This window comes from Flaviflagellibacter deserti (assembly GCF_042652085.1).
In the GTDB taxonomy this organism is placed as follows: domain Bacteria; phylum Pseudomonadota; class Alphaproteobacteria; order Rhizobiales; family Methylopilaceae; genus Flaviflagellibacter; species Flaviflagellibacter deserti.
Map to the genome: position 1 here is coordinate 1,615,131 of NZ_JBHSJF010000006.1, position 21,983 is coordinate 1,637,113.

Sequence of the window (21,983 nt, forward strand, 5' to 3'; positions counted from 1 at the left end):
GCTCATTGCTGCCATCATGCCCTCACCCGCTCGCTGCGCGAGTCGACCTCTCCCGCAAGCGGGAGAGGCAAAAGCCTCAGATAATCTCGAAATACCGCTGCATCTCCCAGTCGGTGATCGCCCGGCGGAACTCTCGTTCCTCCCACTCGCGCGTCGCGGCGTAGTGATCGACGAAGGCGTCACCGAACAGGTCGCGCGCGGCCGCAGAGGCTCTTAGTCGCCCCGCGGCTTCCATAAGCGAGCGCGGCAGAGCCCGTTCCGGCGCGTGCTGCACCGCATAGGAATTGCCCTTGATCGCCGCATCCGGCTCGATCCTGTTCTCGACGCCCCAGAGACCGGAACCGATCGCCGCGGCAAGCGCGATGTAGGGATTGATGTCGGCCGCCGCCACCCGGTATTCGACGCGCTGGCTCTTCGGCGAACCTGGAATGACGCGCAACGCGCAGGTGCGGTTCTCGACGCCCCAGGTTGCATCGGTCGGCGCCCAGAAGCCGGGGATGAGCCGCGTGTACGAATTCACCGTGCAGGCGACCATCGCAAGCAGTTCCGGCATCAGCTTCTGCTGGCCGCCGACGAACCACCGCATCGTGTCCGACATGTTGTGCGGCTTGGTCTCGTCGTGGAAGACCGGCTTGCCGTCCTTCGTGAACGAGACATGCAGATGGCCCGACTGGCCCGGCCAATCGGGCGACCATTTCGCCATAAAGGTCGCCATCCAACCGCGCTGCTGGGCCAGGATCTTGGTGAAGGTCTTGAACATCACCGCGCGGTCGGCGGCCTCAAGTGCACCCGAATATTCGATCGCCGCCTCGAGCACGCCCGGTCCGGTCTCCGTGTGCAGACCCTCGATCGGGAAATCCATGTCGCGGCCGAGCGCCAGCAGGTCGTGGTAGAAATCGGAGTGCACCGACGAGCGCAGCATCGAATAGCCAAAGAAACCCGGCGTGATGTTGGTCATCCCGCGATAGTGCTTCTCGCGCACCGAGTGCGGGGTCTCGTCGAACAGGAAGAACTCGAATTCGGCGGCCGCCGTCACGTCGAAGCCCTGCTTCTTGGCACGGTCGAGCACACGGCGAAGCGTGCCGCGCGGGCAGACCTCCTCGGCAGCGTCGGCGAACTCGCTGAGGAAGAACAGCATGTCGCCTTCGAGCGGCACGTCGCGGCAGCTTTCGGGGATCACCCTCACTGCCGCATCCGGGTAGGCAGTATGCCAGCCGGTATAGGTGACGTTGTCGTAGAGCTGGTCGTTCGAATCCCAGCCCAGCACCACGTCGCAGAAGCCGAAGCCCTTCTCCAGCGCGCCGAAGAACTTGGTCTTGGCCATGTATTTGCCGCGCATGATGCCGTCGGCATCGACAACGCCGACCTTCACATGGTCGAGGCCGCGCTCTTCGACGATCGCTCGCGCGTCGGCGGCAGTCTTCACATCACGGGGATCCATGATCGCTCGCTCAAACGGTGGGAACACGACGGCCGGACGCAGAGGTCCGGCCGCCATTGATGCAAGGTCAGTGCGACTTGTATTCCGCCGCGCCCTTCGAGAGAGCGAACTCCTCTTCCGGCGACAGAACCAGCTTGTGGCGTCCGACCACCGCGAAATACACGGTCATGATCGCAAACCAGACCAGCACCCAGAGCACGCCCTTGGTGAAGTTCGGATCCTGCACCTGGTAGCCGAGCGTAACGACCGCGATGATGATCGTCAGCACTGCGCCCACATTGCCGAGCGGACTCTTGTAGGGCCGTTCGATATGCGGGCTGTTCTTGCGCAACAGGATGAACGACACGGCCTGCGCGATGTAGGAGAACATCGCGCCCGAGACGGCCATGTTCAGCAGCACGCTGCCGATGGTCGCTCCGCCCTGCTCCGCGCCGAGCGCGAACCAGATCGCCAGCATGACCGCAAGACCGGTGAGCGAGCCGACAATCATCGCCACGTGCGGCGTCCGATACGTCTTGTGCGTTACCGACAGGCCGCGCGGGAAATAGCCCGCACGCGACAGCGAATAGATTTGCCGGCCCTGCGCGTAGAGGATCGTGTGGAAGCTCGCGATCAGGCCGGTCAGCGCCACGATGCCGAGCAGCACGACGCCGCTGTCGCCGTAGATCGCACGGAAGCCATCAAGCAGCGGCTCGAGCGAGGTCGAGAGCTTGAACGAGCCTACATTGGCGACCGACGGATTGAGCAGAACGATCATGAACGCCGAGACAATCAGCGTGAACATGCCGAGCACAATGCCCTTCGGCATGTCGCGCTTCGGATCGATCGATTCCTCGGCCGCGAGCGGCAGTTGCTCGATAGCGAGGAACAGCCAAACCGCAAACGGGAGCGTTGCGAGGACGCCCGAGAAGCCGAACGGGAACAGCGAGCCGCCGCCATCAGCCAGTTCGGTTGCCTTGCCCTCGGCGTCGACGCCGATGTTCAGCGCCCAGCGGCTGAAGTCCATGTGCGGGATCGCGCTTGCCCAGAAGAAGACGAGCACCGCGAGCGAGATCAGGGTCACGACCATCGTCACCTTGAACGACAGTTCGAGGCCGAACACGTTCAGACCGAGGAAGATCGCGTAGAAGACGACCCAGATAACGGGTGAATACGCCGGATCCAGACCGAAGATCGAATTCACGTACGCTGTGATGAAGGTCACCACGACCGCCGGCGTGATGACATATTCGACGTTTTCGCAGAGACCGGTGAAGAAACCGCCCCACGGACCCATCGCCGTGCGGGCGAAGGAATAGGCCGCGCCTGTGTGCGGCAGCGCGGCGGACATCTCGGCGATCGAGAAGGTCAGGCCGAGATACATGATCGCGATGATGATGCCGGCGACGAGCATGCCGCCCCAGCCGCCGGTCGCGAAACCGAAGTTCCAGCCCGAGAAATGACCCGAGATGACGGCGCCGACACCGAGCGCCCAAAGCGACGCCACGCCTGCGTAGCGTGTGAGGCCCCGCTGGGCGAAATAGGCATCGTCGACCTTTTGATAGGTTACACCGGGACTCGCCTGAGCGCCGGTCACTGTTCCGCCACTTGCCATGTCTCTGTCCCCTCTGCCATTCGGACCTATCGTCCCTCAGCACCCCAGCCGCGCGGTTGATTACCGCTTCTCGACTGGGAATGATCGTTCCAGACATGCAAGGATTGTGTCAACTTGGAAGTAACGCTCCGCCAGCCAATCAGGGGATCGAACGGTGGACAAGAGTGTGACTGACGCAAGACATTCACTTCCCGACCGGATCGGTAGCCTGCTCAGTTCGTTGACCGCGCAGGAGCGCCGTGCCGCGCTCTATCTGCGCGATCACTATCCCGTGGCCGGCCTCGATCCCCTCGCCCGGCTGGCGCGCGCCAGCGGCGTCAGTTCGCAGACCGTGCTGCGCCTGACGGCGAAGCTCGGCTTCGAGAGCTACAGGGAGATGCAGGATCATCTGCGAGCCGAAGTGTCCGCCGAGCGCACCTCGCCGCTGGGCCGCTGGGTGACTCGGCAGGAGCCGGAGCCCAATGCCGATTGGCTGGGCAATTTCGGCGGTCAGGTCGCACAAAACGTGCAGGCGGCATTCTCGTTGGTCGTGCGCGACGATTTCGAGGCCGCGGCGAAGGCGCTCTCCGACCGCAAACGCGCGGCGCTCGCGATCGGCGGCCGCTTCACGCAGTCGCTCGCCCGTACCATCGTCCGTCATCTGGAGATCGTGCGCGGCGGCATCGAGGAGGTCGGTTCGATCTCAGCGACCTGGCCGGACCGCCTGATCGACGTCGATCGTCGCTCGATCATCCTTGCCTACGATATTCGCCGCTATCAGCAGGACGTGGTCCGCTTCTGCGAGATCGCCTCCCAGCAGGGCGCGATGGTGATCCTGTTCACCGACAGCCGCGCCGCGCCGGCGTGCCGCTTCGCCAATATCGTCTTCGTGGCGCCCACGGACGCGCCGGGCGCGTGGGATTCGCTCTGCGCGCTTTCGGCTTTGACGGAGGCGCTGATCGCCCGCGTGACCGAGCTCGAAGGCGGCGGAACGACCGAGCGCCTCGGCCGGCTGGAAAGCATCCGTGAGAGATTGCTGGGCAGCCGGACGGAGTAAAAATCAGGCCGTTGCGCCGACCTCGACGGGCTTCCGCGCTCGAACGGTGGCGATCCTTTGCCTGATTGCTCCCGGAATTTCGCGCACCAGGCGAAGCGAACCGGCACGCATCGGCTGGTATTCGGTCCAATAGCAGAGACGATAGCAGGCGATGACGACGATCAGGGTCACGCACCAGCTCAGCAGGATGTCGGACATGAAATGTCCGCCGAAGGCCAACCTGTTCATCGACATCACGGAAGCATAGCCGAACAGCCATGTTGCGGCCCTCGCCCGCCATTCCTTCGCCATGACGAGCACGAAAGCGAGGATGCAGATCGACGACGAGGCCTCGCCGGAGACGAAGGAGCAGTTCGAAGTGCAGTGGCCGTAGACCTGCCAAGCCGGCGTGAAATCGAGCGTGCCGCCGAACTCGACGATATCTCGCGGTCGGACGCGCCCCCATAGCTCCTTCATGATGCCATTGACGAGCAGTGCCGGGCCGAGAAGCAGGCTGAGCGCGAGGAAGCACGCGGCGCGCACGCCCAGCAGATAACGGAAGCGTCCGAATGCACTGGCGATCAAGGATACGAGGACGAAAACGGCGAGCAGGCCGGTGACCCACTGTCCAATCGAGCGCAAGGCCACCGGCCCCGGCGCCTTGCCGGCGGCAAAGCCGACGCCGGGCACATAGAACAGGCGGCTGATCGCGATATCGATGCCGGGAACGAGCATGACAGGGACGCTGATCGCGAGGATGGCAACGAGGAGAAAGCCGAGAGGACGGGTTCTCGCGAACCGTTCCAGTCCTGCGAACCAGGCCGCGGCCTCGGACATATCCTGTCACCCCATCCGGCCGAAGGGGCCGCCCCGGGACGCGATCTAAACGACACCGGATGAAGGACTGACGACAGTCTCGGGACTTACACACGCAGCCAAACGAGGGTGGAATAGTGTGATTTTCAGGTGACGATCTCGATGTGGTTGTCCCACATATATCGATCCAGATCGCTGCCGCCGACGCGGGCCAGATCGTGCGTTTCGGCACGGGCGATCTTCACGCCGGCATTACCCGAGGAGACGATGAAAGTCCCCGCTTCCGGCGCCGCCGCGACACCGCAGACGTCCGGCATGGGTGCGAGGCCGAGATAGCGGCCGGTCGAGCGATCCCAGAATGCCGCCATGCCACCGCGCGGGCTCGTCGCCGCGATCAGCCGCTCCGAACCGTCGAGACAGATTGCGCCGAGATAATTGTTGAGCCGGTAGAGATCCTCGTCCGGCATTCCCAGCATGCGGGTCCTGCCATCCTTCGAGACCAGGCCGACCAAAGGCGGCGCCTCTTCCGGATCGCCCTCGTACTGGCAGGCGAACGCCGCCTCGCCGTCCGAGGCGACCGCGAGATGCCGTACGGACAAGCCCGTCAGGTCCGACCCGAAATCAACCTTATACCTCGCCTCGCCGGAACGCGGATCGACCAGCGCGAGGCTCGGCTCCATGCGGTGCTTGTTCAGGATCTCGCGCCCGGATGCGGGGTCCGTACGTGCGCCACCATTGGCGACGAGCAGAAGCTCCTTGCCCGGCATGAAGGCGACGTCATGCGGGCCGATGCCATGCGTCGGCTGCTCGCCGATGCGGCGATAGTTTGCCGCCGTATCATAGACGCCGAGCACGCCTTGCCCGGTCTCCAGATTGTTCTCGGTCGCGTAGAGAAGCGTCCCGTCGCCGGAATAGGTGCCGTGGCCGTAGAAATGACGGCCTTCGGGGCTTCGGACAACCACTTTCACGGCGCCGTTGCGGCGGTCGATCACCGCCATCCAGTCGCCCGGTCGCCTAGCGAAGACGACAAGGTCCGGGCTCGCCGGGCTCAATGCGATATCATGGCCGCGATCGGGCAGCTGCGTCTTGAACAGGGTGCCGCCGTCGGCGGTGAACACTGCGAGGTTCGAGACGCCGGCCGCGTCGTTGCAGGCCGATACGTACAGCCGCTCGCGGGCAAAGGCCGGCATGCCGCCGGCGACGAACGAACTCGCCAGCGCCAGCATGAAGGAGCGGCGGTCGATCTGCATCGTCAGTCTCCGTCGAGGCTGTTGAAGCCAACCACGATGCCGAGTGCCGCCGGCACATAGGCGGTCGTCAGGTCCCGCGCGCCGCGCACCGCATTGCGCAGGAGAAGCAGTTTCGAGCGCTGCGAACCGTCCTTGATCATGTCCGGCAGCGGCGCCGGCAGGGATTCCGCAAGGCTCTGCGCCGTTTCTGTGGCGCCCACCGTGTTGATGCCCGGCCCGCCACTGCCAAGGATCATGTAGCTCAGGTCAGCCGCCGATTTGAGATTGGTCGCGATCGTCGCGTTCGAAAGCCCGCTCCGCCACCATTGGGCCGCTTGCGGCTTGGCCTCTCCCGAAGTCGTGCCGACTGGCACATCGAGTTTCTGGTCGCCGACGACCTGGAACAGCATCAGGAGGTCCGTCCCAAAGCGCGTTACCGCTTCGCGCGCCGGGCCCTCGTCGCCGGTCTTGAGCTTCTGGATCAGCGGTTTCCAATCCGTCAGCACGTCCTTGGAGACGCGCGTGAGATTGAACGAGATCGCTTGCCCCGCCGCGCAGCGCCGCTTGGCCCCGAGATCGCCCGCTTTCAGCGCCGCCGCCGCTCCCTCGTCGTAGAGCAACCGCTCGAGCGCGCTCATGCCCTGCACCGCAACGCTGCGGTCGTACATCGAATCTTCCGTCAGTGCATCATTGCTTGAGAGAAGCCGCGCAAGGCCACGCGCCACATCGTTTTTCCGCTCCGGCCAATACGCGATCCGCTCGTACCGGAAATCCTCGGAGATCGGCCCGTAGCGAACGAGTTCGACCGCTGCCCACGCCTCCGCCGCCTCACGGAACTGCACACCAAGCTGCTCGAAACCCCGGTCGTCCGGCTTGCCGCAATAGGTCTTCCAGGCCTCGTTCTGTGTCAGGAAGCGCGCTGCCAGCGCCTCGTAGCGCGGCACGACGAACTGCTCGGCGATTCTCACCGCCTCGGCTTTGAAGTCAGGGTTCTGGTTGACCGGCACGTATTCTTGCGCGGCCGCGGGAAGCACCAAGAAAAGAATGAGGGCGGCAGACAGGAAACGCAGCATCACAGACCCTCGACGTAAGCGAGCAACCGATTGCGGTCCTCGTCATTCAGCGCGTCGAACCTGGCCAGCGCTCCCGCGGCCTCGCCGCCATGCAGCGCAACCGCATCGGCCACAGTCGCCGCCCGCCCGTCATGCAGCAAACCGGCATGTGCCGCCAGCGCCCGAGATACCCCCCATAGCGGCGCGGTCCGCCATTCCGTCGCCGCCACGCCCGGTTCAGTCGCACCGCCGTCGAGGCCGGCGCCAAGATCGTGCAGCAGGAGGTCGGTGAAGGCGCGCGCCTGGCCTTTCGCCGTCGGCATCGACGGCACGTGGCAGGAAGCGCAGCCCGTCGCCGCGAACAGCCGCTCTCCTTCGGGATCGGCAACGGGCGCCGGGGGTGGTGGAACGTTGGCAAGGTAATCGGCGAGCATCGCGACGAGATCATGCCGGATTTCGGGCTGTCCCGCCTCCGAGCCATTCGGAGCATTCCGGCAGGCTTTCTGCGGGCAGTCGCCCTCGACCTTCGGCATCCCGTCGGTCGATAGGCCGATATCCATCGAGAACGCCGTCTCGATCTGATGTGTTAGCGTTGCCCCCGACGCCTTGAGCCCGAAACGGCCGACATGCTGTTTGCCGTCCGGGCCGACGATCCAGTTCACCCGGCCGGAAATCCCGTCGCCGTTCCTGTCGTCCGGATCGGCCAGCGCGACGATGGCCTCGTCGGGAACCTCCGCCAGCAAGCCCAGCCCTCGCAAAGCCGGCGCCGCGCGGACTCCGATCCGCGTGTCCTTGCCGAACGGACCATAGGCAAGATCCTTCGCCTCGGCCCCAGCCGGCGTCATCACCGCCCGGCCCTCCGGCTTGATCCCGGAGACCGCCGAGGTCTGCAACTGCCCCCCATAGCCGGGATCGAACCGTCCGGCGGCATCGCTCAGCTTCAGCACCATGCCGTCGTGGACGAACCGCCCGTCCGGCCCGACGTCCGAACCCGCCCTGCCGAGACTCTGATGGCAGAACACGCAGGCCCGCGCGTTGAAGACCGGGCCAAGCCCGTCATTGGCTTTCGTCGACGATGGCGCGGCGACCCAGGCGCGGTCGAACAGCGCCTTGCCGATGGCGCGGCCGAGCCGCGCGTCGCTTGCGACGGCGCCGCAGGCGCTCGTCACTACGAGACCGGCCGTGAGGGCAAGCCAGGCACGCATCAGGCGATCCTCAACCAGCCCATCATGCCGTTCTCCTGATGCTCCAGGATATGGCAGTGGAACATCCAGTTCCCCTCGGCCGCGACGAACGCGATCTCGATGCGCTCCTTCGGCTGGACAACGACGGTGTCCGCCAGAAAGCGCGGCAGTTTCTGTCGCGAGGCCGAAAGCACCTCGAACGTATGCCCGTGCAGATGGATCGGGTGCGGATGCGGCGTCGCGTTCATCAGTTCGAACACGTAGTTCCTGCCGGGTGTAAGCTCCGCCAGCGGCGGCGGCAGATTGCGATGATCGCCGGTCGGCCATTGCTGCTTGTTGATCGCCCACATGCCGCGACTGCCGACACAGAGGCTGTCGAGCAATTCCTTCGCCAGCGGATCGTCCGGCGAGAAATTCTGGGCGATCGAGGCGGCAGCCCCGCTCGCGGCGCTGAACTGGAATTTTACATGTTCCGCTGCCTCGGGCTCGGCACGCGGCACATGCGGCGCGTAGAGCGAATGAGCGACCAGCGGACGCTCCGGCAGGTCCTCGCCGGTCGCGCTGAAGGTCGCGAGCGGCCAGGGAGTGGCCGAGAAATAGTCGAGCACACGGAAGACGCTGCCCGACTTCGGGACGCGGATGTGGAGGTCGACCCGCATCGCCGCGCCGAGACGCCACGTGTGCAGCGGGATCGGCTCGATGGCGTTGCCGTCGGTCGCGATCACGAAGCCGTCCGCGCCGTCGAGACCGACATCGACCATGCGTGTAGGATCGAGATTGAAGATGCGAACGCGGATGTCGGCGCCGGCCGGCACGTCGGCATTGTATGCGGCCGAGCCGTTGACCGTACGAACCGTCCCGAACGTCCCTGCCCTGCCGGCGCCCTCGGTGGTGAAGAAGGGCAGCCACTCCCCCTCGGGCGACAGTCGCCAGTCCTTCATCGCCAGCGTGTGCTCGGCGTCGAACGGTTCCAGTTCGTCGCCTTCGACGATCAGCAGGCCCGCGAGGCCATGCCCGATCTGGCTGACGCCGTTGCAATGCGAATGGAAGAAGAAGGTGCCGGTGTCGGGCGGGGTGAATTCGTAGGTGAAGCTCTCACCCGGCTCGACCGGCGGCTGGGTGATGTACTGCACCCCGTCCATCGCATTCGGCAGGCGGATGCCGTGCCAGTGGATCGACGTGTGTTCGGGAAGTTTGTTCTGGAGCTTCGCCCGAATCTTATCGCCGAGCTTCACACGAAAAGTCGGGAACAACTCGTCGTTGTAGAGCCAGAACGGAGCGTCGACTGCGGCCCCCGCGATACTTTTGCCGCTTTGGACCGCCGCGACGAGATCGATTTCGTGCAGTACGCCGGCCGGCACCACAGGCGCCGGCGGCAATGTCGAACCCGCAGCCGCGGCACGCACTCCCGGAAGGTGGGAGATGGTGGCGAAAGCCGCCGCCCCTCCCACGCCGCCGAGCAATGCGCGCCGCGTCAGCATTGGATCACTGGACGGCCGACGGATTGTCCAGGCTGTCCGAACCTTCAACGGTGATCTCGAGGCCGAGCTTGGCGACCAGCGCCTCGATCGCACGGGCCTGGCCGACGAGACCGTCGACGGCCGCCTGCACCATCTTGTTGCCCTGCTTGTTACCTTCGCCGATCATCTGGTCGTAGGCTTCCTTGCCGCTGTCGGCGCGCTTCTTGATCGCGTCGAGAGCCGCTTCCGCCTTCTTCATCGCGGCGTCGACGGCCTTGGCTTCCTTCGGGGCCTTCTCGGCGGCATAGGCCGCGAGGCTCGCACCCTTGGTCACCTTGCCGTCGGTGCCTTTGTACTCGCCCTTGTAGATCGCGATCATGCCCACTTGGTCATAGTAGTGCGAGTTGTGGGTGTTGTCGGAGAAGCAGTCATGCTCCTCCTCTGGATCGTGCAGGATGAGGCCGAGCTTGATGCGCTCGCCGGCGAGCTCGCCGTAGGAGAGCGAGCCCAGGCCGGTCAGGATCGTGGCGAGGCCGGCCTTTTCGTCCTTGCCCGTCACGTCCTTGCGGGCAGCGCCGTCGGCGCCCCAATTGCCCGCCATCTCGGTCAGGTCGTCGACCAGAAGATCGGTCGCGGCCTTCAGGTAGTCGCGACGGCGGTCGCAATTGTCATTGGTGCAGGCCGATGTGTCGTAGTCGGTCGCCTTGCGCTCGCCCGAGCCCTTCTCGGTGCCGTGCAGGTCCTGGCCCCACAGCAGAAACTCGATGGCGTGGTAGCCGATCGCGACGTTCGACTCGATGCCGCCGGCTTCCTGCAGCTTCAGCAGCAGTTCCTTGTTGATCGTCGAGGCGTCGATCTCGTCCTTGCCGATGCGGATCGTCTTGTTGGCGATCACGTTGGCGGTATAGGCCGGGTTCTCGTCCGAGGTCTCGCCGTAGGAGCCCTTGTCGACATAGTCGATCAGGCCTTCGTCGAGCGGCCAGGCGTTCACCTTGCCTTCCCATTCGTCGACGATGGCATTGCCGAAGCGGTAGCCCTCGCTCTGCTGGTAGGGAACGCGCGCCGCCTTCCAGGCGGTACGAGCGGCCTTCAACGTGTCCGCGTTCGGCTTGGCGAGGAAGGCATCGATGGCGGTCTGCAGATCCTTCGCCTTGGCGAGACTGTCCGAATAGATCGCTTCGGCGACATTGGCGTAGTTGGTCATGATGTCGGCCGGCTTCGTCGCGGCGAAGCTCGGACCAGCAATGGCCAGCGACAGCGCGGCGGCCGAGATCATGGTGCGGAGCGAAATCATCGTTTTCTCCTGTCGCCGCCGGAGCGGCTGGGCGGAATCGTGGGCCAAAGGGGGCGGCGCGGCGCCCGCCTCTGGACAGACACGGCAAAGCCCATCCGGACAGGACTGTCAATGAAATGATCTTTGATTTTATTTAGAATAACTCGAATGTAGAGAGTACTTCAAGTAAATATAACATGTATCTTCGCATTATACTAAAGACTATACAATCGCTATATGCAGAGCCACATGCCGTCATAAACTACGCAAAAAGGCGTAGATGGACAGTCTGACGCACATGAAACTGCCTAAAAATATAGCAAATCGCGACAAGAGGCTTAATTTTGTGCGAAAGCGCAGGCCGTCGCGGGCGGGTCACGCGACCCGAGCAAACTCATTGAATGAACACGGCTTTCCTTGATCGCCTAGCGTGCAGAAAACGCTGGCACGCGCTTTGCTGACCGTTCTCCGGGGGCTGCTGGCAGCCGAACCCAGAATACGGAGAGGCGTGATGCAAAAACTATTCGGAACCCTGGCGAAGACGGCGAGCACACTCGCCGCGGCGGCCATGGTCGCGGGCGGGCTCAATGCTGCGGCCGCGGCGGAGGACACGATCAAGGTGGGCGTGCTGCATTCGCTGTCGGGCACGATGGCCATCAGCGAGACGACGCTGAAGGACACGATGCTCTTCCTCATCGACGAGCAGAACAAGAAGGGCGGCGTTCTCGGCAAGAAACTCGAAGCCGTCGTCGTCGACCCCGCTTCCAACTGGCCGCTCTTCGCCGAAAAGGCCAAGGAGCTGATCGCCCAGGACAAGGTTTCGGTCGTGTTCGGCTGCTGGACCTCGGTCTCCCGCAAATCCGTGCTCCCGGTCTTCAAGGAGCTGAATTCCATCCTCTTCTACCCCGTCCAGTACGAGGGTGAGGAGAGCGAGCGCAATGTCTTCTACACCGGCGCCGCTCCGAACCAGCAGGCCATCCCGGCGGTCGACTACCTGATGAAGGAAGAAGGCGTGAAGCGCTGGGTGCTCGCCGGCACCGACTACGTTTATCCGCGCACGACCAACAAGATCCTGGAGGCCTACCTCAAGGCCAAGGGCGTCGCCGCCGACGACATCATGATCAACTACACGCCGTTCGGTCACTCCGACTGGCAGACGATCGTCTCGGACATCAAGAAGTTCGGCTCGGCCGGCAAGAAGACCGCCGTGGTCTCCACCATCAACGGCGACGCCAACGTCCCGTTCTATAAGGAACTCGGCAACCAGGGCGTCAAGGCGACCGACATCCCGGTCGTGGCGTTCTCGGTCGGTGAGGAAGAACTCGCCGGCATCGACACCAAGCCGCTCGTCGGCCATCTCGCCGCCTGGAATTACTTCCAGTCGATCGACACGCCGGAGAACAAGGCCTTCATCGAGAAGTGGCAGGCCTACACCAAGAATCCGAAGCGCGTGACCAACGACCCGATGGAAGCCCACGTCATTGGCTTTGCCATGTGGGTGAAGGCGGTCGAGAAGGCCGGCACCATCGATCCGGACAAGGTCATCGACGCGCTGCCGGGCACCGAGGCGCCGAATCTCACGGGCGGCACCTCCGTCATGCTTTCGAACCACCATATCACCAAGCCGGTCTTCATCGGCGAAGTGAACGAAACCGGCCAGTTCGACGTCGTGTGGAAGACCGACGGCCTCGTCCCGGGCGATGCGTGGTCCGATTTCCTCGATGGTTCGAAGGACCTCGATTCCGACTGGGTCAAGCTCAAGTGCGGAAACTACAACACCAAGACCAAGAAGTGCGGTGGTCAGGCCTCTTAATTCTCCCAGGCTGAACTGACCCCAGGCCGGGAGGCGGCGTGCGGCCGCCTCCCGCTTTTCACTCCAGATGGCACCAGGGCTGATGATCCTCGCATTGCTGCGCCGCGTGGCGCCGATTGTCCTGATCGCATTCGTCGCGATCGCCGGCCCCGTTCGTGCCGAACCCGTCGATGATGCGCTGGCGCTGTTCGCCACCGACAAGTTCGACGATACGCAGAAAGGCGTGGAGGAACTGGCGAAGTCCGGCCATCCCGGTACCGCCGACATCCTGACCGCGCTTGCGGGCGGCAAGCTGTTCTTCAACCCTGCCGACAGGATGATCTTCTACCGCGATGCGTCCGGCACGCTGCGAGACGCCCGCTACGGCGCGCCCTCGACCGTCGACGCCGCGACCCTGAAAACGGTGCGGCTCAACAACCGTCTCCGCCGCGTCGTCGAGGCATCGCTCGGCTCGGCCGATTTGATCTCGCCCGATCCCGGCAAGCGCATCGGAGCCGCCGAGGCCATCTTCAAATCCCGCGACCAGGCCGCTCTCCCCTCCCTCGACACCGCGCTTGCCAACGAGAAGGACACGCGGGTCAAGCAGGCGATGGAGGTCGCGCGCGCCGCGATCATCGTCACCTTTCCGGGAGCATCCGACGCCGACAAGATCGCCGCCGTCGACAAGATCGCTTCTCGTGCCGACCAGGAGGCCGCCGCCCTGCTCCGCTCGCTTCCGGCCGATACGCCGGAGGCGGTGAAAACCCACGCGGAAGGCGCGGTCACCACGATCGAGCACAAGCTTGCGCTCTGGGCCGCGCTGCAGAACGTCGCCTACGGCATCTCGCTCGGCTCGGTGCTGCTGCTGGCGGCCGTCGGCCTGGCGATCACCTTCGGCCAGATGGGCGTCATCAACATGGCGCATGGCGAGATGGTCATGATCGGCGCCTACACCACCTTCGTGGTCCAGCAGGTTATCGCCGCCTACGCGCCCGGCCTGTCCGAGGGCTCGCTCCTGATCGCGATCCCCCTCGCCTTCCTCGTCGCCGGCGCGATCGGCGTCGCCATCGAGCGTTGCGTCATCCGCTTCCTCTACGGCCGACCGCTGGAAACGCTGCTCGCCACCTGGGGCATTTCGCTGATCCTGCAGCAGACGATCCGCTCGATCTTCGGCCCGACCAACCAGCCGGTCAGCGCGCCGTCATGGATGAGCGGCGCCTTCGACGTCGGCGGCATCAGCCTCACCTACAGCCGCGTCGCAATCGTCGTCTTTTCGCTGATGGTGTTCTTTGCCTTGTTGCTCGTGCTGCGGCGCACCTCGCTCGGCCTTCAGGTCCGCGCCGTCACCCAGAACCGGCGCATGGCCGCCGCGATGGGCATCCGCACCGACTGGATCGACGCCATGACCTTCGGCCTCGGCTCGGGCGTCGCCGGCATCGCCGGCGTCGCTCTCAGCCAGATCGACAACGTCTCGCCGAATCTCGGCCAGGGTTACATCATCGACAGCTTCATGGTCGTCGTATTCGGAGGTGTCGGAAATCTCTGGGGCACGCTCGTCGGCGCGATGACACTCGGCATCGCCAACAAATTCCTCGAACCCTATGCGGGCGCCGTGCTCGGCAAGATTCTGCTTCTCGTGGCGATCATCCTGTTCATCCAGAAGCGGCCACGTGGCCTGTTCGCCCTCAAGGGCCGGGCGGTGGAAGCATGACCCGCTCGCTCTTCATCGACCGCACCGGCTGGATCTTCCTCGCGATCGTCCTCGCCGTCGCCGTGCTCGTCCCAGCCTCAAACCTCTTCCTGCCGGCGGGATCGCCGTTCCGCGTGCCCGACTACCTCGTTCCGCTGCTCGGCAAGTATCTCTGCTTCGCTCTGCTCGCCCTCTCGATCGACTTGATCTGGGGCTATTGCGGCATCCTCTCGCTTGGCCACGGCGCCTTCTTCGCGCTCGGCGGCTACGCGATGGGCATGTACCTGATGCGCCAGATCGGCACGCGCGGCGTCTACGCCGACCCGATCCTGCCCGACTTCATGGTCTTCCTGAACTACAAGGAACTGCCCTGGTTCTGGCACGGCTTCGACATGTTCTGGTTCGCCGCGATCATGGTCGTGGTGGTGCCCGGCCTGCTCGCCTTCGTCTTTGGCTGGTTCGCGTTCCGCTCGCGCGTCACCGGCGTCTATCTGTCGATCATTACGCAGGCGATGACCTTCGCCCTGATGCTCGCCTTCTTTCGCAACGATATGGGCTTCGGCGGCAATAACGGCCTGACCGACTTCAAGGACATCCTCGGCTACAACATCCAGTCGGGAGAGACGCGCGCCGTCCTGTTCCTGCTGTCCGGCCTTGCGCTCGCCGGCGGCTATATCCTCTGCCGCTTCATCGTCTCATCGAAGCTCGGCAAGGTCCTCGTCGCCATCCGCGATGCCGAAAGCCGCACCCGCTTCATCGGCTACCGCGTCGAGAACTATAAGCTCGCGGTCTTCGTCATCTCGGCGATGATCGCGGGCGTCGCCGGTGCGCTGTACGTACCGCAGATCGGCATCATCAACCCGTCCGAATTCGCGCCGGCGGCCTCGATCGAAATGGTCATCTGGGTCGCCGTCGGCGGCCGCGGCACGCTGGTCGGTGCGGCGCTCGGAGCGCTCGTCGTCAACGCCGGCAAGACCTGGTTCACCGGCGTCCTGCCCGACGCCTGGCTGTTCGCGCTCGGCCTGCTCTTCGTGCTGGTCACGCTCTTCCTGCCGAAGGGCATTCTTGGCGTCATCACTGACGGCTGGCAGCGCACCCAGCGCCGCTTCCGCTCGGACGGCTCGGTGCCTGCCCCCGTCCCGAACGCGGCGGAGTGAGCGGAATGACCATTCCAAGCCTCACCCCGACGCTTCTGTATCTCAACAACGTCACCGTCTCGTTCGATGGCTTCCGGGCGCTGAACGCGTTGTCACTCGCCATCGACCAGGCCGAGATGCGCGCCATCATCGGCCCGAACGGCGCCGGCAAGACGACCATGATGGACGTCATTACCGGCAAGACCCGGCCGACGGACGGCGAGGCCCTGTTCGAGGGCCATCACGATTTGACCCGCCTCGACGAGGCATCGATCGCGACGCTCGGCATCGGCCGCAAGTTCCAGACGCCAACGGTGTTCGAGATGCACACGGTCGAGGACAACATCCTCCTCGCGCTGAAGGCGGACCGCCGGCCATTCCGCGCCTTGTTCTCCCGCCGCACCGCGCAGGAGAAGGAACGTATGGACGCCCTCCTCGAGCGTATCCGTCTGAAGGACCATCGCCGTCGCAAGGCGTCCGAGCTCAGCCACGGCCAGAAGCAATGGCTGGAGATCGGCATGCTGTTGGCGCAGGAGCCCAAGCTCCTCCTAGTCGACGAGCCGGCAGCCGGCATGACCGACCAGGAGACCGCCGACACCGCCGATCTCCTCCGCGAAATCGCCCAGACGCGCTCGGTGGTCGTGGTCGAGCACGACATGGTCTTCGTCCGCGATCTCGACGTGAAGGTCACCTGCCTGCATGAGGGCTCGGTGCTAGCCGAAGGCACGCTCGATCAGGTCTCGTCCGACGAGCGCGTCATCGAAGTGTATCTGGGGAGGTGAGGAATGAGCGTAACCGTATTCCACCGCCCTCATCCTGAGCCGGGCCAAAGGCCCGTGTCGAAGGACGGACGCGAACTCGGAGCCTGCCGCCATCCTTCGACACGCGCGCTTTGCGCGCGGCTCAGGATGAGGTCTTCATGCTGACCGTCGACAAACTCTCGCTTTATTACGGTGCCGCCCAGGCCCTCTCCTCGGTTTCGCTCATTGCGAAGCCCGGCGAGGTCACCTGCGTGCTCGGCAGGAACGGCGTCGGCAAGACATCGCTGATGCGCGCCATCGTCGGCCACCGCGCCATCTCCGCCGGCTCGATCTCGCTCGACGGCACCGACATCACGAAGACCCGCACCTATGAGCGCGCCAAGCTCGGCATCGCCTATGTGCCGCAGGGCCGCGAGATCTTCCCTCTCCTCACGGTCCGCGAAAATCTCGAAACCGGCTACGCGCCGCTGCCCCGCAGTCTGCGCAACGTGCCGGACGAAATCTTCCACCTCTTCCCGGTGCTGAAGAGCATGCTCCACCGCCGGGGTGGCGATCTCTCCGGCGGACAGCAGCAGCAGCTCGCGATCGGCCGTGCGCTCGTCACCCGCCCCAAACTGCTCGTCCTCGACGAGCCGACCGAGGGTATCCAGCCCTCGATCATCAAGGATATCGGCCGCGCGATCACCTATTTGCGCGACCGGGGCGATATGGCGATCGTGCTGGTCGAGCAGTATTTCGAGTTCGCGAAAGAGCTTGCCGACCGGTTCATCGTGCTGGATCGTGGCGAGGTCGTCGCGTCGGGCGATCAGAAGGCGCTCGAGGGGGATGATGTACGTCAGCGACTGGTCTTCTGATGTCTCGCCCCGCGCCGAGGCCCCACGCCGGCAGCGCTCCCACGGTCAGCTCTCCTTCGACGTAACCTCCATCAACGGTCTCACCCGCCCGGCGCGCATCGCCGAGAGCGGGCCGTCGCGCATCCGCTTGCCGAATGTCCCGACAGGCGAGCTAGAAGCCGTCATCATGAACACCGGCGGCGGCGTTGCCTGCGGCGACCGGTTCGAGGTCGCCGCCAATGCCGGCCCCGATACGCACACGGTCATGACGACGCCGGCGGCGGAGCGCGTCTACAAATCGGACGGCCCCGTCGCTACGGTCGACGTCTCGATCCGGGTCGAGAAAGACGCCGTCTTCTCATGGCTGCCACAGGAAACGATCCTCTATGACCGTGCCCGACTTCGCCGCAGCTTCTCGGCCGAGATCGCGGGCTCGGCGAGCTTCAGCATGTTCGAATCCATCGTCTTCGGACGCGCCGCGCATGGTGAACGCATTGCCGAGGGGCTGCTGGAGGACCGCTGGCGCATCCGCCGCGACGGAAAGCTGATCTACGCCGACACGCTCCGCCTCGAAGGCCCCATCGCGGACCTCCTCGACAAGCCGTCGATCGCCAAGGGCTCCCGCGCGCTGGCAACATTCCTGCATGTGGCACCCGACGCCGAAAACCGGCTCGAACCTGTTCGGGAACTGATGGAAAACGCATCCTGCGACTGCGCCGCAAGCTCCTGGAACGGCATGCTCGTGCTACGTTTTCTGGCACCGGACATCGGCTCGCTGCGCCGTGCCGCCATCGATATTCTGACCCGCTTCCGGGGCGCTCCCCTGCCCCGCGTCTGGCATTCCTGAGAGGGACTTGAACGGTGAACCTCACACCTCGCGAGAAGGACAAGCTTCTCATTGCCATGGCGGCCGAAGTCGCGCGCAAAAGATTGTCGCGCGGCGTCAAGCTGAACCATCCGGAGGCGGTCGCACTGATCACCGACTATGTGGTCGAGGGCGCCCGCGACGGCCGCTCAGTTGCCGACCTGATGGAAGGTGGTGCCCACGTTTTGACCACCGATCAGGTCATGGAAGGCATCTCCGAGATGATCCACGACATCCAGGTCGAGGCCACGTTTCCGGACGGCACCAAGCTCGTCACCGTGCACCATCCCATCCGGGGCGCGGCGTCGAAGAGCGTGCCCGGCGAGGTAACTGCCCTGCCCGGCGAGATCGTCTTCAACGAGGGCGCGACGCGCGTGACCATCGAGGTCGCCAATATCGGCGACCGGCCGATCCAGATCGGCAGCCACTACCACTTCTTCGAAGCGAACCCCGGCCTCAAATTCGAGCGCGACAAGGCACGCGGCATGCGCCTCGACATCGCCCCCGGCACTGCCGTCCGCTTCGAGCCCGGCTCAAGCCGCGAAGTGACGCTCGTTCCGCTCAGCGGCAAGCGCGAAGTCTATGGCTTCCGTGGTGACGTGATGGGGACGCTCTGATGGCGGCGCAGCACTACACCGGCGGCTGCCAATGCGGCGCGGTCCGCTACGAGGTCACCGCCGACATCGACAAGACGATCAGCTGCAATTGCTCGCGTTGCGGCAAGCTTGGCTCGATCCTCGCCTTCGCGCCGGCCGAGCAGTTCACGCTCCTTCAGGGCGAGGACCAGCTCACCGAATACCGCTTCAACCGCAACGTCATCTCGCATCTCTTCTGCAAGATCTGCGGCATCGAGAGCTTTGCGCGCGCCGAAATGCCCGATGGCACGAAAATGGCGGCGATCAATGTCCGCTGCCTCGACGGCATCGAGATCGAGACGCTTTCACCGATGCAATACAACGGCCGCGCGGCCTGATCCGAGGTTCAGATGTCCAACGCCCGCCAGCCCGCATCGCTGCCCCGCCAGGCTTATGCCGACATGTTCGGCCCGACCACCGGCGACAAGATCCGTCTTGCCGACACTTCCCTTGTCATCGAAGTCGAGAAGGATTTCACCACCTACGGCGAGGAGGTGAAGTTCGGCGGCGGCAAGGTCATCCGCGACGGGATGGGCCAGAGCCAGATCACCAATGCCGACGGCGCGGTCGATACCGTCATCACCAATGCGGTGGTGCTGGATCACTGGGGCATCGTAAAAGCCGATGTCGGGCTCAGGAACGGCCGCATCTTCAAGATCGGCAAGGCAGGCAATCCGGACGTCCAGCCGGGCGTCGACATCATTGTCGGCCCGGGCACCGAGGTCATCGCCGGTGAAGGCAAGATCCTCACGGCCGGCGGTTTCGACACCCACATCCATTTCATCTGCCCGCAGCAGATCGAGGAAGCGCTGATGTCCGGCGTCACCTCCATGCTCGGTGGCGGCACGGGTCCTGCGACCGGCACTTTCGCCACGACCTGCACGCCTGGCCCGTGGCATCTCGCCCGGATGATCGAGGCGGCCGACAGCTTCCCGATGAATCTCGGCTTCGCAGGCAAGGGCAATGCCTCGCTGCCCGGCGCGCTGAACGAGATGGTGCTGGCCGGCGCCTGCGCGCTCAAGCTCCACGAGGACTGGGGCACGACGCCCGCCGCGATCGACTGCTGCCTCTCGGTCGCCGACGAGCACGACGTGCAGGTGATGATCCACACCGACACGCTGAACGAGTCGGGCTTCGTCGAGGACACGATCGCCGCCTTCAAGGGCCGCACGATCCATGCCTTCCACACCGAGGGCGCGGGCGGCGGCCATGCACCGGACATCATGAAGGTGGCAGGGCTCGCCAACGTCCTGCCCTCCTCCACCAACCCGACCAGGCCGTTCACCAAGAACACGCTCGACGAGCATCTCGACATGCTGATGGTCTGCCATCACCTGTCGCCGTCGATCCCGGAAGATCTCGCCTTCGCCGAGAGCCGCATCCGCAAGGAGACGATCGCCGCGGAGGACATCCTCCACGATCTCGGCGCGCTCTCGATGATGTCGTCAGACAGCCAGGCCATGGGCCGCGTCGGCGAGGTGATCATCCGGACCTGGCAGACCGCCGACAAGATGAAGCAGCAGCGCGGCGCCCTGCCCGGCGAGAAGGGCGACAACGACAATCTGCGCGCCCGCCGCTACATCGCGAAATACACGATCAACCCGGCCATCGCACACGGCGTATCGGCGCATATCGGCTCGATCGAGCCCGGCAAGCTGGCCGACCTCGTGCTCTGGACGCCGGCATTCTTCGGCGTGAAGCCGGACCTGATCATCAAGGGCGGTGCCATCGCGGCCGCCCCGATGGGCGATCCCAACGCCTCGATCCCGACGCCGCAGCCGGTCCACTACCGCCCGATGTTCGGCGCCTATGGCCGCGCCGTACAGTCGACCGCTCTGACCTTCGTCTCGAAATCCGCCCTTCAGAACGGCCTTCGCGACAGGCTCGGCTCGGTGAAGGAGTTCGTGGCGGTGGACAACACCCGCTCGGGCATTGGCAAGAAGAGCATGATCCACAATGACGCCACTCCGGTCATCGAGATCGATGCGGAGACCTACGACGTTCGCGCGGACGGCGAGCTTCTGGTCTGCGAGCCGGCCGAGCGCCTGCCGATGGCGCAGCGCTATTTCATGTTCTGAGTGGTCTGATGCTGGACGTTGTAGAGGGCCTGGAAGGTAACTGGTCGATTGCGCGCACCATCGACCCGGAAGGATCGCTTGCTGGCGTCGCTACCTTCTTCCGCCGGACCGACGGGTGGCTCGCCTATTTCGAGCGTGGCGAGTTGAAGGTTGCGGGCGGCAGCTATCCGGCCGAGCGGCGCTACCTGTTCGAACCCCTGACCAACGGCTTCGCGGTGTGGTTCGACGCCGAGCCGCTCCGCCTCTTCCACAAGATCGCCCTGATCCGCTCCGAGGACGGCTCGCTGACCGGAGAGGCGACGCATCCTTGCGGTCGCGACATGTATCTGACCACCTATCGCTTCGCGGGCGATGGGTTCACCATCCGCCACCGGGTCACCGGCCCGAACAAGAACTACACGATGACGACGGCCTATACCCGCCGCACCGACAAAAGGATCGCCGCATGAACCGCGCCGCCCTCATCGTCCGCCGCCTGGCGGTCAAACCGGAACTGGTCGTCGACACGATCACGCTCGACCATCAGGCCCGCCACCGCCGCCGGGTGACGATGACCGCCGACAACGGCCTCGAATTCCTGCTCGATCTCGGCGCGGCCGCCATACTGGAAGACGGCGACGCGCTGAAGCTCGACGACGGCAAGCTCATCCGCGTCGTCGCGGCGCCGGAAGACCTGATCGAGATCACGACCGAGAATCCGCTGCGGCTGATGAAGATTGCCTGGCATCTCGGCAACCGCCACACCCCGGCGGAGATCACCAAGGAAGCGCTCTATATCCAGCCCGACCACGTGTTGGCCGACATGGTCCGCGGCCTCGGCGCCAAGGCAATTGCGGTGAAGCGTCCGTTCCGGCCGGAACAGGGTGCCTATCATGAGCACGGCGAACACGGGCACAACGGCGCGGAAGTGCACACCGGTTCCCATGGTCATGCACATGGCGGTGCACATTCGCATGGCCACGATCACGACCATCATCATCACGACCACGGCCCGGACTGCGGGTGTGGCCATGACCATCATCATTGATCCCGACCTCATCCTGAGCCGGGCGCGAAGCGTCCGCGTCGAAGGATCGTCACGACCTCTGAGCTTGCGGCCATTCTTCGACACGCGAGCTCCGCTCGCGGC

General features: G+C 64.7%; 20 protein-coding genes. 12 read left to right on the top strand and 8 right to left on the bottom strand.

Features of this window, described 5'->3' with window-relative positions:
- Positions 1-76 precede the first annotated feature (76 nt).
- Both ACFPFW_RS14975 and ACFPFW_RS14980 read right to left on the bottom strand, forming a co-directional pair.
- Entirely contained in the window at positions 77-1,441 is a 1,365-nt protein-coding gene (locus tag ACFPFW_RS14975; RefSeq protein ID WP_379771324.1) for a glutamine synthetase family protein, read from the bottom strand.
- Positions 1,442-1,508: 67 nt separating this feature from the next.
- Positions 1,509-3,035 (bottom strand): amino acid permease, encoded by a 1,527-nt coding sequence (locus ACFPFW_RS14980; protein WP_114958084.1) that lies wholly within the window; start codon positions 3,033-3,035, stop codon positions 1,509-1,511.
- Positions 3,036-3,201: 166 nt separating this feature from the next.
- Between ACFPFW_RS14980 and ACFPFW_RS14985 the strand changes: the two genes are divergently transcribed.
- Positions 3,202-4,071, top strand: a complete 870-nt coding sequence (locus tag ACFPFW_RS14985) for a MurR/RpiR family transcriptional regulator (RefSeq protein ID WP_379771327.1) — start codon at positions 3,202-3,204, stop codon at positions 4,069-4,071.
- A gap of 3 nt (positions 4,072-4,074) precedes the next feature.
- Here the strand turns inward: ACFPFW_RS14985 and ACFPFW_RS14990 are convergent, their stop codons facing one another.
- The 6 genes from ACFPFW_RS14990 to ACFPFW_RS15015 all read right to left on the bottom strand — a co-directional run bounded on the left by ACFPFW_RS14990 (position 4,075) and on the right by ACFPFW_RS15015 (position 11,085).
- The gene (locus ACFPFW_RS14990; protein ID WP_114958082.1) at positions 4,075-4,887 is read right to left on the bottom strand and encodes a phosphatase PAP2 family protein; all 813 of its coding nucleotides are present in this window, start codon (positions 4,885-4,887) and stop codon (positions 4,075-4,077) included.
- A gap of 125 nt (positions 4,888-5,012) precedes the next feature.
- Positions 5,013-6,116, bottom strand: a complete 1,104-nt coding sequence (locus ACFPFW_RS14995) for a DUF1513 domain-containing protein (protein ID WP_114958081.1) — start codon at positions 6,114-6,116, stop codon at positions 5,013-5,015.
- A gap of 2 nt (positions 6,117-6,118) precedes the next feature.
- Positions 6,119-7,168, bottom strand: coding sequence for an imelysin family protein (locus ACFPFW_RS15000; RefSeq protein WP_114958080.1), 1,050 nt, complete (start codon positions 7,166-7,168; stop codon positions 6,119-6,121).
- Complete coding sequence (locus ACFPFW_RS15005) at positions 7,168-8,352, bottom strand: di-heme oxidoredictase family protein (protein WP_114958079.1); 1,185 nt, start codon at positions 8,350-8,352, stop codon at positions 7,168-7,170. The genes ACFPFW_RS15000 and ACFPFW_RS15005 overlap by 1 nt, the downstream gene beginning before the upstream one ends.
- A complete protein-coding gene (locus ACFPFW_RS15010) occupies positions 8,352-9,812 on the bottom strand; it encodes a multicopper oxidase family protein (protein ID WP_114958078.1) in 1,461 nt (486 codons plus the stop codon). Before ACFPFW_RS15010 ends, ACFPFW_RS15005 begins: the two co-directional genes overlap by 1 nt.
- A gap of 4 nt (positions 9,813-9,816) precedes the next feature.
- On the bottom strand, positions 9,817-11,085 hold the full coding sequence (locus tag ACFPFW_RS15015) for an imelysin family protein (protein ID WP_114958077.1): 1,269 nt from the start codon (positions 11,083-11,085) through the stop codon (positions 9,817-9,819).
- 547 nt (positions 11,086-11,632) lie between these two features.
- Between ACFPFW_RS15015 and urtA the strand changes: the two genes are divergently transcribed.
- The 11 genes from urtA to ureE all read left to right on the top strand — a co-directional run bounded on the left by urtA (position 11,633) and on the right by ureE (position 21,881).
- Positions 11,633-12,877, top strand: a complete 1,245-nt coding sequence (gene urtA / locus ACFPFW_RS15020; RefSeq protein ID WP_379771500.1) for an urea ABC transporter substrate-binding protein — start codon at positions 11,633-11,635, stop codon at positions 12,875-12,877.
- 82 nt (positions 12,878-12,959) lie between these two features.
- Positions 12,960-14,567 (top strand): urea ABC transporter permease subunit UrtB, encoded by a 1,608-nt coding sequence (gene urtB, locus ACFPFW_RS15025; RefSeq protein ID WP_114958108.1) that lies wholly within the window; start codon positions 12,960-12,962, stop codon positions 14,565-14,567.
- On the top strand, positions 14,564-15,703 hold the full coding sequence (gene urtC, locus ACFPFW_RS15030; RefSeq protein WP_114958075.1) for an urea ABC transporter permease subunit UrtC: 1,140 nt from the start codon (positions 14,564-14,566) through the stop codon (positions 15,701-15,703). Before urtB ends, urtC begins: the two co-directional genes overlap by 4 nt.
- A gap of 5 nt (positions 15,704-15,708) precedes the next feature.
- Complete coding sequence (gene urtD / locus ACFPFW_RS15035) at positions 15,709-16,464, top strand: urea ABC transporter ATP-binding protein UrtD (RefSeq protein ID WP_114958074.1); 756 nt, start codon at positions 15,709-15,711, stop codon at positions 16,462-16,464.
- Positions 16,465-16,601: 137 nt separating this feature from the next.
- Positions 16,602-17,297 (top strand): urea ABC transporter ATP-binding subunit UrtE, encoded by a 696-nt coding sequence (urtE, locus tag ACFPFW_RS15040; RefSeq protein WP_114958107.1) that lies wholly within the window; start codon positions 16,602-16,604, stop codon positions 17,295-17,297.
- Positions 17,269-18,123 (top strand): urease accessory protein UreD, encoded by an 855-nt coding sequence (locus ACFPFW_RS15045; protein ID WP_379771337.1) that lies wholly within the window; start codon positions 17,269-17,271, stop codon positions 18,121-18,123. The genes urtE and ACFPFW_RS15045 overlap by 29 nt, the downstream gene beginning before the upstream one ends.
- A 14-nt stretch (positions 18,124-18,137) precedes the next feature.
- The gene (locus ACFPFW_RS15050) at positions 18,138-18,758 is read left to right on the top strand and encodes an urease subunit gamma (protein ID WP_114958072.1); all 621 of its coding nucleotides are present in this window, start codon (positions 18,138-18,140) and stop codon (positions 18,756-18,758) included.
- On the top strand, positions 18,758-19,114 hold the full coding sequence (locus ACFPFW_RS15055) for a GFA family protein (RefSeq protein ID WP_114958071.1): 357 nt from the start codon (positions 18,758-18,760) through the stop codon (positions 19,112-19,114). Before ACFPFW_RS15050 ends, ACFPFW_RS15055 begins: the two co-directional genes overlap by 1 nt.
- Positions 19,115-19,126: 12 nt before the next feature.
- Positions 19,127-20,854 carry an urease subunit alpha gene (ureC, locus tag ACFPFW_RS15060; RefSeq protein WP_114958070.1) on the top strand — a complete coding sequence of 576 codons (1,728 nt, stop codon included), beginning with the start codon at positions 19,127-19,129 and terminating at the stop codon, positions 20,852-20,854.
- 8 nt (positions 20,855-20,862) lie between these two features.
- The gene (locus tag ACFPFW_RS15065) at positions 20,863-21,303 is read left to right on the top strand and encodes a DUF6314 family protein (protein ID WP_114958069.1); all 441 of its coding nucleotides are present in this window, start codon (positions 20,863-20,865) and stop codon (positions 21,301-21,303) included.
- Complete coding sequence (ureE, locus tag ACFPFW_RS15070) at positions 21,300-21,881, top strand: urease accessory protein UreE (protein WP_114958068.1); 582 nt, start codon at positions 21,300-21,302, stop codon at positions 21,879-21,881. Before ACFPFW_RS15065 ends, ureE begins: the two co-directional genes overlap by 4 nt.
- Positions 21,882-21,983 lie beyond the last annotated feature (102 nt).

Coding starts and splice junctions, on each gene's coding strand:
- ACFPFW_RS14975 (WP_379771324.1), bottom strand. CDS start 1,441: ATGGATCCCCGTGATGTGAAGACTGCCGCCGACGCGCGAGCGATCGTC.
- ACFPFW_RS14980 (WP_114958084.1), bottom strand. CDS start 3,035: ATGGCAAGTGGCGGAACAGTGACCGGCGCTCAGGCGAGTCCCGGTGTA.
- ACFPFW_RS14990 (WP_114958082.1), bottom strand. CDS start 4,887: ATGTCCGAGGCCGCGGCCTGGTTCGCAGGACTGGAACGGTTCGCGAGA.
- ACFPFW_RS14995 (WP_114958081.1), bottom strand. CDS start 6,116: ATGCAGATCGACCGCCGCTCCTTCATGCTGGCGCTGGCGAGTTCGTTC.
- ACFPFW_RS15000 (WP_114958080.1), bottom strand. CDS start 7,168: ATGCTGCGTTTCCTGTCTGCCGCCCTCATTCTTTTCTTGGTGCTTCCC.
- ACFPFW_RS15005 (WP_114958079.1), bottom strand. CDS start 8,352: ATGCGTGCCTGGCTTGCCCTCACGGCCGGTCTCGTAGTGACGAGCGCC.
- ACFPFW_RS15010 (WP_114958078.1), bottom strand. CDS start 9,812: ATGCTGACGCGGCGCGCATTGCTCGGCGGCGTGGGAGGGGCGGCGGCT.
- ACFPFW_RS15015 (WP_114958077.1), bottom strand. CDS start 11,085: ATGATTTCGCTCCGCACCATGATCTCGGCCGCCGCGCTGTCGCTGGCC.
- urtA (WP_379771500.1), top strand. CDS start 11,633: ATGGTCGCGGGCGGGCTCAATGCTGCGGCCGCGGCGGAGGACACGATC.
- urtB (WP_114958108.1), top strand. CDS start 12,960: ATGATCCTCGCATTGCTGCGCCGCGTGGCGCCGATTGTCCTGATCGCA.
- urtC (WP_114958075.1), top strand. CDS start 14,564: ATGACCCGCTCGCTCTTCATCGACCGCACCGGCTGGATCTTCCTCGCG.
- urtD (WP_114958074.1), top strand. CDS start 15,709: ATGACCATTCCAAGCCTCACCCCGACGCTTCTGTATCTCAACAACGTC.
- urtE (WP_114958107.1), top strand. CDS start 16,602: ATGCTGACCGTCGACAAACTCTCGCTTTATTACGGTGCCGCCCAGGCC.
- ACFPFW_RS15045 (WP_379771337.1), top strand. CDS start 17,269: ATGATGTACGTCAGCGACTGGTCTTCTGATGTCTCGCCCCGCGCCGAG.
- ACFPFW_RS15055 (WP_114958071.1), top strand. CDS start 18,758: ATGGCGGCGCAGCACTACACCGGCGGCTGCCAATGCGGCGCGGTCCGC.
- ureC (WP_114958070.1), top strand. CDS start 19,127: ATGTCCAACGCCCGCCAGCCCGCATCGCTGCCCCGCCAGGCTTATGCC.
- ACFPFW_RS15065 (WP_114958069.1), top strand. CDS start 20,863: ATGCTGGACGTTGTAGAGGGCCTGGAAGGTAACTGGTCGATTGCGCGC.
- ureE (WP_114958068.1), top strand. CDS start 21,300: ATGAACCGCGCCGCCCTCATCGTCCGCCGCCTGGCGGTCAAACCGGAA.